Genomic DNA, 17294 nt, shown 5'->3' with positions numbered 1-17294 from the left:
TTTTCATTTAAGTTATTAAAATTCTACTTTCACATTAAACCCGAAGCTACGAAGGCTTGGCTGCATAAAGTAATCGAATCCTTGATAGTACGTGCCTGTGGAAGCCGTGATTTCAGGGTCGAACGGAGCTCTGTTATATATCATCCACAGATTGCGTCCGATCACAGACAGGGTCACATTCTTAACATATCCTTTGAAGAGATTTGCCGGAAGGGTATAGCTAAGACTGGCTTCCCGCAACCTGACATTAGTCATACTATAGACATATTCGGACAGAATACCTGTCGTACCTCCCCCAACTACGGAATAATAATTTTCGGGGTTCAGCAGGCCGCCATTAACGGCAACCCCTCCGGCGTCTCTGGCATTTGCTGAAGCTTTTGACACACCATAGCGGTCCATCAAAGCCTGAGTTGCCGATACTCCGACACCTCCGACACGGGCATCGAATAAAAAGCCCAGAGAAAAATCTTTATAGCTAAAGGTATTCTGGAATCCAAGGTTATATTTTGGAGCCGGATTTCCTGCTCTGACCCAATTTTTGGTATCGGCGCTTACAGTTCCGTTAACCGGGTCTACATATACATTTCCATTTAAATCTTTTTTTAGTGTATATACATAGATATCTCCCATAGCGGCTCCTTCTTTTATTACCATCCGGTATGCATCCTGTTCGCTGGCTATAATTTCATTCATTCCGTTTTCCATTGGCTGGTTAGTTGTCGGATCTATTGTCCCGGCTGCTACCATTTTCTTTACTTTGTTACGGTTCAGAGTATAAGTAAAGTTTGAGCTCCATTGGAAATCCCTCCATCTTTTATCCAGTCCTAATGAAATTTCTACACCCTGGTTGTTTACTTTTCCGGCATTCAGATAATAGTAGGAAAAGCCCGAAGTCGTAGACGCATCGATTTTAAATAGCTGATTGTAAGTATTCGTATTGTAATATGTTATATCGAACCTTAGCATATTATTCAAAAACTTCGTGTTCAACCCAACTTCATAAGCTTTTGTCCTTTCCGGCTTCAGACCCCGGGCCGGATAAAACGGGAGCAGATCGAGGCTGCCATTTTGTTTCAGTCCATAATTTATCATCGTGATATATCTGATAGGGGCATTTCCCACTTCACTATAAGACCCCCTTACTTTCAGAAATGAGACTACGGAACTTAAATCCGTCATTTCACTTATTATACCCGACAAGCCGACAGAAGGATAGAAAAAAGCTGTTCCGTGGTCTGTATATGCCAGTGCGGAAGACCATTCATTACGTGCAGTCAGATCCAGATAAAGCATACTCTTGTAACCTAACTGGGCTGTCGCGAAAACAGATTGAGTCTGCTCGTTATAATCATTCTGCAGAAGTCTTGATTCGGGATGGGTAAGGTCTAAATTTCCTAAATAGAAAAAGTCGGGGATTATACTCAAGTGGCCTTCGGCTCCGCTCTGACGATATTTAAAGTCGAGAACGGAAGCTCCTAATACTCCGGTTAAGCTAAAATCATCACTAAACCGCTTGTCAACTGTGGCCAAGAAATCCGCATATAACTGCTTATTGCTTGTCTGCCTGTGCATATAATTTCCTTTTTCGGAGGCAAAGAGCAGATCAGCCGAAGCGGAAATTTTTCTTTCAAACGTGTTAGATGTAAATGTACTCAATGCCCGTCCGGTCAATGTCAGCCAGTTTACCGGTTTATAAATCAGAGCGCCATTGATGGAATACCTGTCTGTTTTGTTTTCAAATGCTTCCCGGTTAACTATCCAGTACGGATTTTGCATTCCTAAACCCTGATTACCATATGGCCAGTATTGTAGTGAGAAATTACGGCCTTCATCATATCTTTCATATACTTTATACTTGTTGATATCATCACCTCTCGGAAACAGGTAAAGAGGTACGAGGGGATTGTGATATTGCCCCTGAATCAACATGTTCTTATCTTTTTGGGTTGCATATGAAAAGCCGAGATCGAGTGTTAGCTTATCTTTAATTAAGCTGGTAGTATTATTGACTGTCAGGTTTATACGTCTCAAATCATTATTCGGGATAATCCCCCGGGCTAAAAGAGCTGATGCCGAAGCGTAAGTTTGGTTATACTGGTTTCCTGCCGATACACTTAATGAATTTGTTTCTGTATATCCTGTCTGGAAGAAGTCCATGGGATCGTATGATGTCGGTTTATCGAGTTTTGCCCCCCAACTATTAAATTCTGTACCCTTTGTTCCATAAGTATTTTGGAATTGAGGTTTAACGAATGGCGCCATAAACATGGTACTATTCGAATAATTAAGCCGTACCCGGCCTTCTTTACCTTTTTTTGTCGTTACCAAGATAACCCCGTTCGCCCCCTGGCTGCCATATAACGCGGCTGAGGCAGCCCCGGACAGGACAGATATGGACTCGATATCTTCAGGATTGAGAAATGACATGACATCTCCGTCTCCGCCATCGGGCGATTCGTAAGCGGCTTCGGGCTGATCGTTCTTTGTGTTATAAATCGGGATACCGTCTATAACATAGAGCGCATTATTATCACCAAGCAATGATTTGGTTCCACGCATTATTACACGGGAAGAACCTCCTATACCCGATGCGCTCTGATTGATGGTAATACCCGCAACTTTACCTGCAAGAGAATTGACAAAGTTGGCATCTTTTACGGTCGTTAATTCTTCAGCTTTGATTTCTTGTACGTTATAAGTAAGGGCCTTTTCTTCTCTTCTGATACCTAAGGCTGTAACTACGACTTCATCCATTGTCACGGTTGCATTTTTAAGAATAATATTGTAGTTGTTTTGTGCACCTACAGTAAATTCATATGTTACCATTCCGATGAAGGATACGACCAGTTTTGAAGTTCCGGCCGGCAGGGAAATTTCGAATCGTCCGTCAATATCTGAAAAGGTTCCTTTGGTTGTTCCCTCTATGGAAACCGAAGCACCTATTATAGCCTCTCCATTTTCGTCGCGAACTGTACCTGTTATAGTACGCTGCTGCTGAGGAGTGTCCTTCGATCCGCTTTTTTTTGTGCTAAGGACAATATTGGTTCCTTCTACAAAATAAGAAATATTGGTAGATCTAAATAGATTTTCCAGAACATCAGCTAATGTTTGTTCTGTCTCCGTTACAGATACGATGCGGTCTTTGTTTATTGACTTGTCATAAACAAATAAATAATCCGTTTGAGATTCAATCTTGTTTAAAACTGTTTCTAACGTGACATTTTTTTGATTTAAGGTTACCTTTATGTTTTGTGAACTGAGATTCCCTGCATTTAGACAAAAAACAAAAACGATTAAAAAGAAAGAAGTAAGTTTCATCACTCTTAATAATTGTTTATGACAGACGTTTTTAGTAGCAAAAACATCTGTTTTTGTTATAATTTTCATATATTTACATTGTTAAAGGTTTTTATGGAAATAATGATAAAATCTTTTTCTCTTATCTGTCGGTGTGGTCGCATCGACAGATTTTTTAGATTCTAATGTTTTTCAGGTTTTTCATTTTTTCATAGGCGATTAGATTTTTAGGTTAATAATCAGTGTTTTTCTACTTTATATATATAATATTATTCTCTTCACTGTCTCTCTGATATTTAAAGTTTGCATTTTTCTGAATAACTTTTAAAGCATGCTCTATTCCGTCATTGATTCGGATTTTTCCGGTAAGCTCTGTATCTGATAAATTCGGATTCTGGATATAGATTTTCACATCGTAATATTTCTCAAAGGTTTTTATAAGTTCCGTAAACGGAGTATCCTTAAATGCTATTATTCCCTCTTTCCACATCGAAGCAGAATAATTTTCCAGTATTTTTATGGTGTATTCATTATCTATACTTTCAAAATATTCGTTAGCACTCAATATAACAGGTTCCGGTAACATTACGCCGGAAAACTCAACTTTACCCTTAAATAATGATATAGTCATCTTCGGAGAATGAGAGTAAGCATCCACATTAAATTCCGTACCTAATACTTTTACTTCTCCTTTCGGCGTTTCCACAATGAAAGGAAGTTTCTTATTACTTGTCACATCAAAGAAGGCTTCACCATCCAAGAGCACCCGTCTCTCTTTTTCTCCAAACAAAGCAGGATAAGTGAATTTTGATTTCGCATTCACCCATACTTTTGTACCATCGGAAAGAGTAAGGCTAACTCTTTCTCCTGCCGGTAAAACAATCTCATTTGAAAGAGTTTGCAAATTGTTATACTTATGCTTGTTAAAGAAATATGTACTTCCTAAAACCAAGAGGATTACTGCGGATATCTTCAATACTTCCTTTATCCACACCGGTATTTTTCTGACTTTGTTGTATTCTTCAGTATTAATCGGATCTATAAGATTTTTTTCTCCAATATTTAGAATTAACTGGTTGTATATTTTCCTCTCGGATAAAAATATGTCTCTATGATCCTCAGACTCATCTATCCAATCCAACAATCTTTGTTCTTCACCGGCTGTGATATCCCGGGAAAAGAACTTATACATTATGTTCTTGTCAAATTCTTGGTTCATATATATAAAGCATTTATAAAAGGCAAATCCCTGTCAGGATTAGCTTATTTAACTAATATTAACTTTTTCTTATTTGAAGAATGATAACAATATGAGAAGATGGAGATAATCTTTAAGATTTTCTTTTAGTATTTTTACCGCTTTAGTTAAGTGATACTCAATACTTTTTTCTGAAATATTCAAATCATATCCAATCTCTTTATAAGTTTTATTGTTAAGTCTGCTCTTTATGAAAATAGTTCGGGTGGGTTCCGGCAATTGTTTAAGTGTATCCATTATTAAAGCCTCAAGTTCTCTTGCGAACAGCTCTTGAGGTTCACAGGCTTCCAGTGATGAGATATTTAATTCTGTTACCCTGCTTTGATGAGATTTAATTTCTGAGTGTGTCTTTTCTACATGTAACTTATGTTTCAGATAATTCAGGCATTTATGCTTTATTGTGGTGAGTATATATCCGGGTATATTTGATGTATCGGCTAATTCTGTACGTTTTTCCCAGTAATACATAAAACTATCCATAACGATATCTTCTGCAACTTCTTTGTTGTCGACATAGCTAATGGCAAAAAGAATGAAACGATTTCTATATACGGAAAACAGTTCATTGAAGTTTTGCATAATTAACTCATCTTTCAACATGAATATCCTGGTTAGGTGGTTGTAGAACTCAAATATACAAAAATTGTAAGAAACCAGGACAATATCTGAAAAATAGAAAGGGAATGTTCAATAAACACCCAATATAAATCATTCATTACAATTGAGGTTTAAGGTGAATAATTTATTGGCTTTGAAAGATATATCCGGAACAGGGCCATGATAAATCGGAACTTGCATATAATATACAAGGAACTCCCTCATATTCGTATATAAGGGAGTTTTTCTTAGAGTAGTGTCACTATATCACATATATACAAAATATTTATCATATGAAACCAATAGAGATTGATCTCTTTATATTGTATGACATTCTTGGAGGGTATCACATGTACCTGTATCCTTTATTACGCATTCGTGGCTGTATCCACATCCATACTCTGTATCTGGTCTTATTACCGGACATAGCTCATTGTTTGTAGGGAACCCACCTCCACAAGCAAGTGATTCTACACAAACATTAGTTTCACATACACTGTATCCCGAAGGTTTAATACAGTTATCCTGGACTGTAACTCTAACAATAACACTTCCTCCTCGAATATGATTCATTTTCATATTCGATAAAGAAGTAATTACTTCTTTTTTTAATGTATTTTATCATATTGTACATCTGCAGATATTTCAGAATATTTCTTAGCATCCGACATTTCTATCAGCGCCCTCAGTACAGGCCCTTCACCCATCGGGGCGTTTTCCTGCGTTTTACGATTGTAATAGAACGTTAAGGACGGCATAATTCCTGTCCCTACACATATGGCTGTTACGTCGCCCCTATCCGTCATTTTAGTCATCATCCCCTTCAACCCCTGCTCAGCGGCATAGATATAATCCTTATTAATCCAGCCTTCGCGTACACCTCTGGCAATACCGAAAACAAACATAGCTGTTCCGGTTATCTCCTCATACGAGTCTGTTTTATCCAATACCTGATGCCACAATCCATTTTTACCCTGATATTGCAGGACACCTTTCACCTGACGGTTAAAATTCTCAATAACGGCATCACGCTTCGGATGATTCTCAGGCATCATAGTTAACAAATCCGCCTGAGCCATCAACATCCAGCCATTTGCCCTCGACCAATGCGCGACTCCATGCTCTTTTACATCTGTATGATAACAGTGGTAATATATTTCTCTCCTGTCGTCCCATAGATATTTGTGGTAATTCAATACCTGGTTGGCCGCATCATCGAAATACCTGACATCGCCTGTCATCTTACCCATGCGGCAAAGGAAGGATATTCCCATAAACAGGTCGTCTGCCCAGATAGTGTTTTCATGGGGCCATATACGCGCTATTGTTCCGTCTCCCAGACGAGGTTCTGCATACAGCAGATGTTCGGCTGTAATATTCACATAATTCATAAATACCGGGGTAGGCCTTCTCATCACCAATTCGATAAGGCTTGCGCCCATAGGCCCGTTATCATCCAAACGTTTGTTACGGAATATCATATGCCAGCTCAAATTACGGATGGCACGCCACCCTCCGTTTTCGAATGCTTCTTTATATTGTTTTTCGAAGAAACCCAGATTATCTTTGTCGAATACGAAGTCCATATTTTTGAAAACATAATCCTGATACTTCTTATCACCCGTCTTATCTGCGAGTTCTAAAAGAGCCATATTCAAAACACCATTGGTATAATGCCATTCGTTGTATTCACTGGCAACCTGAATATCCTGTGTCACAGGAATATTTTTAAGGCTGGCATAAGTTTGCCTTGTTCTGGTATTTACAAAAGTATAAGGTGTTTCCGATATAATACGTTCTGCAATAACTGTCGCTAACTTCCCGGGTGGGAGGGTGGCCTGTGAAAAAGCAGGAACCAGACAAAACACTCCAAATACAAAGCACAATATTCTTTTTACATTCATCTTATAATAATTTTTTATTGTTTATCTGTTAATGTTTCGAATCTTTTCGTATAATGTAATCTACCTTGTGACCGGCAGGTGTCATGGGTAACAGTTTTACCATTCATTTACATTATGGTCTTTTGATACTCTTATATTTTTATATATTATTGCTCTTTACCATTTACTTTTACATTTTTCAAAGTGAAATCGGTTACAAAATCAGAATGAATATCAAGTGCCTTCTCAGCCCGGATATCCAGATTTTCAAAAGTAAAGTCCGACAAACCGTACCGGTCCGATTTCTGTACATCGAAGAACGAGGCGCACTCCAGAGTAATATTGCGCATGGTTACATGGTCCGAATATGAAAAGGGAATTTCTTTTTCTCCCTTCAGGTCAAAAAACTGTACCCAGGGCCTTACATACAAGAAGCTGTCCGCGTCCCCCTTGATATTTTCAACTAAAATATACTCATATTTCTGAGGAGTATCGGGACGCATTTTCAACCACAGAAGGCGTTTGGCGCTATTTATATTACAGTGGCGAAGAATGATATTGCGATTGTGAATGGACTCGCTGCCGAGTGTTAACACGGCATGGCAAAATCCGTAAGTACAATCTTCTATTATTATATTATGATTTGCCCCGTTATCCGGATCTTTATCTGCCTTCGGCCCTTTTCCACCTTTCAGGGCAACCGCATCGTCATTCACCGACAGATAGCAATTTTTGATATGCACATTGGTGCATACATCTATATCTACACCGTCCGTACTTGGCGCTCTTACAGGTTCTTTCGGAGAATAAATATACAGATTCAGCAACTTGACATTTTCGCATTTATAAAGGTGTGTAGTCCAGAACGGAGAATTAACCAGCCTGACATCCGATAACTGCACGTTTTTACTGTTCGAAATATAAACCAGGCGCGGACGCAGCTCTTCTATATTTGTACATTTGGGATTGACCTCCCTGCGCAGCCAGAAAGATTTCCAATACCGCAATCCGTTACCATCGATAGTTCCCTTTCCCGTGATAGTAAATCCGTCCACATGATCGGCATTGACCAGTGCTGCAAAATATTTTATGCTTTGCCCTTCTATTCTGGTTGGCAGGACAGGAAAATTGCTGATATCATCGCTTCCCTTTAATACTGCATCTTCTTCTAAATACAGATGTGTTCCGGGTTTAAAGAAAAGGGAGCCGCTCAGGAATGTTCCTTTCGGGATAAGGATTACCCCGCCACCTGCCTGAAAAGCTTTATCTATAACAGACTGAATTTCCTCCGTCTGTATTATGGTACTGTCATTTACTACTCCATAATCTGTAATCCGGTAAGTCATACCTAATGTTTTGATGTCTGCAACTTCATTCTGCCTGAACCATTCAGGAACAGGTGATCCGTCAGGAAATACATCTTTTGCAGAAAGTTGCAAATTCACAACTGCACAAAAGAATAAGGCTAAGATTATCTTTCTCATACTATAATACGTTTTTTATCGCAACTAATTTATTTTTTATGCTTTTCAAAGCAATCAAAGAGCCTGCAACTTAATCCGGTTTATTCAGTTTTACAATATCCGGTCGAGTATCCTTTCCGGTTTTTAATTTATCTTCTCCATAAAATGATGAGAAGTTTATATTTTGGGACCTGTTTCCCGCGATTTCAAAAATTGTCTCTAAGCTCTCATCTGTATTAAAGCCTTCCACACTCACATTCTTCACATTTCTAAGTAACAATGCAGGTGCTTGCTCCGAATAAATATTTACGTTCTTCAACCTGATATTCTCGGACTCCATCAACTCCGCGCCTACCTGCGAATGAACAGTCACATTCTCTATATTGACATTTTCTATATGATGCTCGGGTAATCCGTAGAAATACATAGCCCGGCGTGCCTTACTGCAAATCACATCTTTTATATAAATATTCCTGAATGTAGGCGTGGTTTCATCCACAGGAGGGAAAACTTCCTCCCGGGGCTGGGTAATCCCTTCTTCGAGCGTTTCTACGGCAGATTTTCCTCCATAATAAAGATTGAACAGAAGCGGTTCTGTCGCAATATCGAACATGCTGATGTTTGAAATATAAATATTCTCTACAATTCCGCCCCGTCCTCTGCTGCTTTTAAAACGAAGCCCTACATCTGTACCCAGAAACTGGCAACTAGACACAGATACATTACGCACTCCTCCCGACATTTCACTACCTACTACAAATCCGCCGTGACCTTTGAAGACAGTACAATTGTCAACTATCACATTCTCGCAAGGACGGTTTCTTCTGCGTCCGTCTTCATCTTTACCCGACTTGATGCAGATTCCGTCATCTCCCACATCGAAGGTGGAGTTTACTATAATAGCATTTTTACACGATTCCAGATCCAGACCATCCCCATTCTGTGCATAAGAAGGATTGCGCACCTGTACTCCGTCTATAATTATATTTTCGCACAGCAGCGGATGTATATTCCATGCAGGGGAATTCTGGAAGATAACGCCTTGCAGATATACATTCCTGCAATTTTGCAGACTTACCATTACAGGACGTAAGAAATCCTTTACCGAAGCCCATTCTTCTTCAGTTTTCAAATGGCGGGGAACATTCATGTCGCTGATAGTATCCCCGTGCAGATACTGGGCCGAAGGCATCCAGTAATCGTCCCGTTTAAATGCGCCGCCATTGGAAGTCGCTTTTTTCCAGAGACTTTCCGGAACTTTCTGCTTTTTCAACGGCCGCCAGTAATGGCCGTTCCCGTCGATAGCCCCACTTCCTGTTATTGCTACATTTTCCAGATCTTTTCCCGAAACCGGCGACTGACATCTGCGGGTATCCAAACCTTCGAACGAAGTTTCCACCAGCGGATATAAATCCTTGTCGGGAGAAAATAACACGATAGCGCGGTCTTCCAAATGGAGATTGATATTGCTTTTCAGAACAATAGGCCCTGTAAACCATATTCCCGAAGGAATAATCAGACGGCCTCCTCCTTTTTGGGAAAGTGCCTCAATCGCGTTCTTAAAGGCCTCAGTATTCAATCCGGTACCATCGCCTATTCCTCCGTAATCTCTGATAGATACTTCATTATCCGGAAACACGGGAGGAGAAAATGAGGGCATTTCGAATGGCAAGTCTTTGTAGAGATATGCGTATTTATTCTCCGTCCGGCTATCCGTACAAGACGTACCCCAACTTATAACAGCCAGCAGCAGGGCTGGTAAATAATAGTATTTCATGGTTCTTTAAGATTTAGTTACTTTCCTAATTCAAGACATCCCATAATAAACGGGCCTGTTGCTTTAGCGTCGTTATCGCGGATACGCTCACTTACATAATATCCGAAACTTCCGTCTCGGTACGGATTCCCTCCCAACCCGGAGACGGCGCAGCATTTGGTCAGGGTCAATGTGCCATCCGCGTTCTTCACTATCAATGTATTCATCAGCCCGTCATAAGCCTTTTCCGCTATCTCCCTGTATTTCTCATCGATATATCCTTTATTTACAGCTTTGGCATACGAATACATGAACATGGACGAAACCGATGCCTCAAGATAATTGCCGCTTTTATACCCTTTGTCCAACACCTGATACCAAAGGCCTGTCTTGTCCTGATATTTGGGTAATGTTTCTGCCAGACCGTTTATCATTTTAATTAATTCTCCCCTTTGAGGATGATTTGCAGGAACAAAATCCAAAACATCGACCAATGCCATAAACCACCAGCCCATAGCACGCCCCCAGAAATTAGGAGATTGCCCGGTTTCTTTATTGGCCCAGCGTTGTTTTTTACTTTCGTCCCAGGCATGGTAATACAAGCCTGTTTTAACGTCATAGGTATGCCGGGCGCAAATAAGGAACTGGCTGATTACATCTTCTATTATACCGGGCTGATTGAAAGTCACTGCATATTGTGCCAGAAACGGCGATCCCATATACAAACCATCGAGCCATATCTGATGCTGGTAAATCAGTTTGTGCCAGAAAGCGCCTTCCAGTGTACGTGGATGCATCTTCATCTGGGTAGCCAGCCTGTCCATTGCCAGCTTGTATTTTTCATCTCCGGTTTGCTGGTAAACATCGAATAAAACCTTACCGGAATTTATATAGTCTATATTATAGGATTCCACTTTGTAGAGATGGATTTCACCTTTATCATTAATAACAGTATCTGCCCAATTAACTACATAATCGAGATATTTGCGATCGTTGGTCTTTTTCCACACTTTCAGCATGGCTGTACAGCCTACCCCTTGCGAATATCCGAAATACAATCTTTTCCCATGGTCTAACTGCCATGCCTGTGGAAACCGCTTCATCTCGGAATCAGCAAAAAGGATTCCTGTTTTCTGGGCTTGCGCCAACTGTAAAATAAACAACGAAATAAAAATTAATACCAATTTTCTCATAAACTTGTCTTATTATCGTAAAAGGGTAATTCCTATCAAACCTATAATCACTTCGTTGGCTATACATTTCAGTTCGAGTGACTGAAGTTCTTTCCTTTTATCCAACGGTAAATCCAGAATTATTCCTGCTCCGCCATCGATACTTCTTCCGTAAACTTCACCGGAGTCTATTTTCATATCCTTTTCCATATTCCGGCTGATTATACCCGTCTTAAAGGCTACCCGGTACGGACGGGGTTGTTTCGATCCGAAAGCCTGACCGTCCATATAGAAGTCCTGCTCAATAGGAGCCCATGTTTCAGGCGGAATAAGCTGCAAAACAGATTGGCTTCCATCGGTATATTTAACTGTTGCCGTGCCATTCACCACATGACATTGCATATGATTGGTACTACCCGCCATCATCAGATAGGCGTGTGACGATTTACCCGAAAGGGGTATCCTTACTTCGGCAGGGTAATTATCCCAAAGTGTTGTAAATGCTATATTGTTCGCATTTGTATCTCCTGTTGTCCGGAAAGGAATATCAAAAGGCGTTGCGACTTCGTTGTTTACAAGGGATTTTCTCAGGCCTGCATCATCAATAGCGGCGGTGAGTAAAGGATGGCACCATTCTCCCATACCCTGCGTCGGAACCTGCAATGTTGTATAAGGAGAACGGGGTGTCAGATATTCATTCCTGAATATCTGCGAAACCGGAGCATTCAGGTATTTATCTATCTCTATGGTTTCGTATACAGGCTGGCTGTTCCTGATATTCCAGTTTATAAGATTTGTATCGTAAATAACTTCCCCTTCTTTTTCTATCTGCAAGGAGTTTGTTCCGGTCTTCACTTTATCATCGGGTATAGTTATCAGTGCCGATATTTCTCCTTTTCCTAAGGTTAAAGACCGGGTATAATTTTCAGAATCCTTATTCACAAATAATTTTATATTGGCCGGGGTTTGTTGATTGTTCTTCAACCTGAATTGCAACTTGTCCGTTTCCGCGTCAAATTCTACGGAAAACGGCTCTCGCATTTCGATATGGACGGGCTGCCACCACAACATCCGGCCTTGTTTTACCTGTACAAACAATGTCCGGTGTCCTGTTCCTCCTTTCAATATTCCGGACAGGCTATTCTCTTTCTGCCTGACATTTAGCAAAACATGCTGGGGATCATAAATTTTCATTATCTCCCGTGAAGAATTTAATTTCCATTTTTCACCCTTTACTCCTATATACTGACTGACGGCATCACTCAATGTATTACCGGACCATTCGATAACAACCTCAAACACTTCGGCATCCGTACAGTCTATTCTTATTAATGGATTGCCGATATTTTCAACCAACGTCCATTCTTGTTTTTTACCGTTTACGGTTAATGATGTTATATTTTCCCGGTTAGCCCTGATTAACAGTTCAATATTCAATTGCTTTCCAAACCGGTTTTTTATCAGATAGGTGTCTGTCAGTTTGTTTCGTTTATAATCAAAAACGACATCGGGAGTAGAAAGGGAAGCATAATCCCATCGTGTGGGAAATCCGGGACGGATAACCAACCGATTATTCATTGCATCGGGTAATATCCCGAAAAGTCCCTGAATAAGCACTCTCGAATATACTCCGATGGGATCGCCGAAATCACGGTAACATTCTCCCCGCGCAGCGTCGTAAAAACTGACCTGCCCTATATTACCCGGACTGCTACCCAGATACATCCCATCCAAAACGGAACTTTTAAACAGCTTGTATGCTTCGTCTGCTCTGCCCGCCTGCCAATAAGCCAGACTGGTATGTGCAACTTCGGCAAAGGCCACATTATTTACAGACCATGAATAAGGAAGCCAATTCGTAGTAGAAACCGTCTGATAACCTTCATCCTCTAAACCGCTTGCCAATACAGGTATATGAGGTATTTCCGTATCTATATAACGTGTTGCCTGATAGGCCTGAAAAGGCGTGTGAATATCAGAATCGATAGCATGATATACCGTCCATACAGCTGCATCCGGGTGTATCATCCGGTTGCCCATAAGGTCTTTGTATTCAGCCCACCACCCTTTGTGCGGCAGCCATAATTGATTATCGATGGCTTTCAGTATTCTTCCGGCTTCAGTTTTATAAGGTTCGGGATCTTCTCCCAGCTTTTCAGCTATTCCGGCAGCCATTTTATTGGCACGGTAATTATATGCGGAAGAATGCGTTACACCTCCGCTGTTGTATTGTAGCGCATCACTCGCCCATATTCCCGCATAAGCATCATATAAACCGTCGCCGTCAGGATCGAAATTCCGTTTTTCCCATGCTAAGTGCCGCTTCAATACAGGCCACATTTTACGGACATAATCCATATCGCCGGTCCAGTTGAAATGCCAGAGCAGTTCGTCTATGTACACCAGATTCATATCATAATGGTGCATCTGGCTTGTATTATCAGGGTTGCGGCAGATATAGCCATTACTATACATCTGCGTCCCCCATGTTTTTTCGGCTCTGGCGAGATTTAATTTCCGGTCTTGCGCAGGGTGGGGGATAACCGGCTCGATATTGGTAATCTGCGAATTTGCATATCCGTCGAAATGCTTACGGCTCCGTTCGTGCCAGCCTATGACATCCCCGGCATACGCTGCCCGCCAACCATTCAGTGGCATGCGCCAGCCGACTGCGCCATGTTGCCATGTATTGGAGGCATCATCCCAAATACCATCGGCGGCAATGCTCAATACGCCTCCCAGTGTATTGAAATAAGGGTCCGGAGTATTGATTTTTACCGTTTCCGCTATTTCTTTACGTTTGGTTTCAGCCTTATCGAACTCATTTTTCAGCCGGGTATAATTCAAACTGTTATTATCTTCTTTTTTTATAGAAAAGTAATATACTTCCGATTTATCCAAAATAGTTTTAGAGACGAGTACCGGCTTATTGCCAGGCACAGAAGAATCCCACAATCCAAGGGGAGTCATTACAGCATAAGGCGAAGCCTCTTTCAGTAATGATTTTTCAGGAAAAACTCCTTTTATTTTAAGTGGCCCACCTTTTGTCCCTTGCCCGTATTCCAATGAAAAAGAATTCTGATTTATCGTATAACGGTTATTCTCACAAGCGTCAGGCTTTAGAGCGAAGGCATCCGGATCATCAACACCTAAATCCCCGTTCCGGGAGAAACGTTTGTTACTTGCCCCGCCATACATGCATATCAACTCCACGTCCGCAGGTAAATTTACAGTTTCCAATTTCAGGATCATCCCTTCTGTTCCGGCCATAGCCAAAGCAGTAATAATAATTTCCCCATGAGCTATAAACGGGTCTTTTATTTCATAAATACGGCTTCCCGCCCTGTAAACAGATTTGATATATTCCGCATCGTTCAACCAGATACTTTTTCCGTTTCTAATAAGTCCTAATTGCATATTACCTCCCATATCCGGCATAAAGAATCCGAATTCGGGCAGGTCTCCCGTTTCTAAGCGAAAGGCTGTATTGGTACCATATAGGGCACGGTTAAACTTCTTATTTCCATTCACAATAACGAAATCCCCGTCTTCGGGCATATAGCGTAACTGCCGTTCCTTTCCATGCCAATAGCCTTTCGGCTGAGCGGAAACATGCAAACAGGAAATTGCAAACAGAAAGTATATCAACGCAAAATATCTCATATTGTAAGTAAACGGGCAGAGAGAAACTCTGCCCCTGCATTTTTAATTATTCATTTTTCACTTTTCATTCATTTAAGGCATCGGTTTCAGGTCTTCCCAGACGACATTCCATGTACCATCTTTAGGGAATCCCGGGTTTTCAGTTCCATTTCCGTCCCAGCCTGCGCACATCATTGCCACCGCGGTAAGTAAGCCCCCATTCCCCGGAAGATATACCCGCAGACGGGAATCCTGATAATTATGACCGTTAAGAAGATATGTATTGGTACGCTTTTCCATCAGAAGGGCGCCAACCGCTTTTTCCGGATCGCCAAGACGAGCCGCACTCATGGCAGTCATCGGATAATCCCATCCCCATGTTTTACCCCAGTTCCAGTTGTCCCATATCCAGTTCAATGTGTTTTTCATATAATCGGGGCGTACCAGCTTACATTGAGGCAATATACCCAATGCACCCAATACAGCCGGATGGTCGGACGTAAAACGGATATCTTTGTAAGTATCCACAGCGTCTTCGGAAGCTAAATATAAACCATCTGAAGCCGTCAACGGTGAAAGCTTATCAATCAGTTCGTCCCATTGCGGTTTACGTTTTTCGCCTGCGCGTTCTCTCCACAGTTGCGCCACAGACATGGCGTAATGCCAATATGCGAGTTCGAAAGGCGGATTGATCGTTTCCGAAGCTCTCAACGTTTCCTGAGCCGGAATAATTCCTTTCAGTATATAACGTCCTTCCAGTTCGTCGTAGGTGGCAAATGACGCCATAAATTCAGCAGTTTCATTAACAAGGAAACCATACTTTTTAACCACCTCTTCCGAAGGGTTATTCCTGTAAATAAGTTCCGCCATATAGATGAAGTGAGGCTGTTGCCAAATTAGGAAAGATCCTACTTTCGACGGAGCTTCCGTACCTGAAGGGTCTGTCATCTTCATCCAGCGCGCGCCTTTGAATCCCTGCCTTTCGGCTATCCGCTTAGCAACGGGATAAACCTGCGCATACCAGTCCATACTACGTTCCAGCAAATCGGTTCTGTTCCACAATGCGAAATGTACGGCATGCCACCAGTGCATTTCGAGATGGAATTTTCCAAACCAGCTGTTATAAGTCAAACCTGTCTCTTGCGGAGGATACATTCCTGCCGACTGTATTGCCATCAGATATTGTGACAGGATAACCCTGCGCTCCAGCTCCTTCGCCCGGGGGTCTGTACATTTCGAAAAATCGACGGCTCCCCCCTTTTCCCAAAATGCAGTCCAATACCGTGATGAAGCCCCGAACGTTTCATCTGTATTGTCATCCAGTTTCGCGGGAGCTTTATCCGTGAACTCACATACGAATGAGAATTTATCACTTTCAGGTGTCAGGAGTAAATAATGCGCTTCTTTCTCCGACAGAGCAGCTTTACCTTCATATTTTACCGAAATATAATATACGGTTGTATCCAATGTCCTTTTCAAGACGAAAGAATGGTCATCCCGGGAAATGATTTCCGTTTTATGTTTTTGCGGAACAGTCCAATCCGTAGCGTCGTCTGAATGATTGCCGGTAGGGTAGGGGAAACGGAAGTTCACTTTCATTTTTCCTTTTCCGATCAAAGGTGAATTCAGGTTTACAGCTAAGCGATCCCGATCAGGATGAACTGCTGTCTGTACAGATACCGAATCGGAATTTACTGTGTACCGGCTGGAGATAATTCCTTTCCACAGATCGAGTGTCTGGTTAATATTTTTAAATTCTTCGGGCTTGACTTTTTCGCCGTTATCACCGGTCACCTCTAACCCGACATAACCTAAATGCAGACGGTGAGGATTGACGCGGAAATAATTCGCAGCATCCTGTTGACGGCCTTTTTCATTAAACTGAACGGCATAAGGCTCGTCCCATCCTCTAAAGTTGTAATTTCTGAGGGTCTCTTCGGGTTTGAAATTTTCCGTATCCGGATAACTGTGCCACCCCCACTGGGATTGTGTGCCCAGAGGTACTCCGGCAGAATACAACCCGGGAAATGTCTGCAATCCGGTAGCATCTGCCGTAAAGGCAAAATTACCGTTGCCGACGGACAGTGAAGATAATTCTTCGAACTCCGTCACCTTCGGATTATTTCTCTCTACCAGGGCGTAACGGTCTATCTTCTCAGGAGTATTATTCCCACAGCCAACCAGTAAGCCTGCCAGAAGCAGAACTGCCCATTTTTTCATCAT

General features: G+C 41.5%; 8 protein-coding genes and 1 pseudogene. All 9 read right to left on the bottom strand.

Going from position 1 to position 17294, the window contains the following annotated elements; genetic code table 11:
• Positions 1-15: 15 nt before the first annotated feature.
• On the bottom strand, positions 16-3390 hold the full coding sequence (locus tag B3317_RS04010) for a SusC/RagA family TonB-linked outer membrane protein (protein ID WP_291108872.1): 3375 nt from the start codon (positions 3388-3390) through the stop codon (positions 16-18).
• Positions 3391-3550: 160 nt separating this feature from the next.
• Positions 3551-4519 (bottom strand): FecR family protein, encoded by a 969-nt coding sequence (locus B3317_RS04005; protein WP_291108870.1) that lies wholly within the window; start codon positions 4517-4519, stop codon positions 3551-3553.
• Positions 4520-4588: 69 nt separating this feature from the next.
• Positions 4589-5158: an RNA polymerase sigma-70 factor gene (locus B3317_RS04000; RefSeq protein WP_291108868.1), complete on the bottom strand. Its 570-nt coding sequence runs from the start codon at positions 5156-5158 to the stop codon at positions 4589-4591.
• Positions 5159-5763: 605 nt separating this feature from the next.
• Positions 5764-7059, bottom strand: a complete 1296-nt coding sequence (locus B3317_RS03995; RefSeq protein ID WP_291108866.1) for a glycoside hydrolase family 88/105 protein — start codon at positions 7057-7059, stop codon at positions 5764-5766.
• A 146-nt stretch (positions 7060-7205) separates the two neighbouring features.
• Complete coding sequence (locus B3317_RS03990; protein WP_291108864.1) at positions 7206-8522, bottom strand: rhamnogalacturonidase; 1317 nt, start codon at positions 8520-8522, stop codon at positions 7206-7208.
• 70 nt (positions 8523-8592) lie between these two features.
• Positions 8593-10278: a glycoside hydrolase family 28 protein gene (locus B3317_RS03985; RefSeq protein ID WP_291108862.1), complete on the bottom strand. Its 1686-nt coding sequence runs from the start codon at positions 10276-10278 to the stop codon at positions 8593-8595.
• Positions 10279-10295: 17 nt separating this feature from the next.
• Positions 10296-11375, bottom strand: a pseudogene (locus B3317_RS03980) (glycoside hydrolase family 88/105 protein); the annotation flags it as partial.
• 87 nt (positions 11376-11462) lie between these two features.
• A complete protein-coding gene (locus B3317_RS03975; RefSeq protein ID WP_291108860.1) occupies positions 11463-15092 on the bottom strand; it encodes a DUF4450 domain-containing protein in 3630 nt (1209 codons plus the stop codon).
• Positions 15093-15164: 72 nt separating this feature from the next.
• Entirely contained in the window at positions 15165-17291 is a 2127-nt protein-coding gene (locus tag B3317_RS03970) for a hypothetical protein (protein WP_291108948.1), read from the bottom strand.
• Positions 17292-17294: the final 3 nt, after the last annotated feature.

The organism is Dysgonomonas sp. UBA7710 (assembly GCF_002482385.1).
GTDB lineage: Bacteria > Bacteroidota > Bacteroidia > Bacteroidales > Dysgonomonadaceae > Dysgonomonas.
The sequence above is the reverse complement of the archived record's forward strand: the minus strand, read 5'-3'. Positions and strand labels throughout refer to the sequence as shown.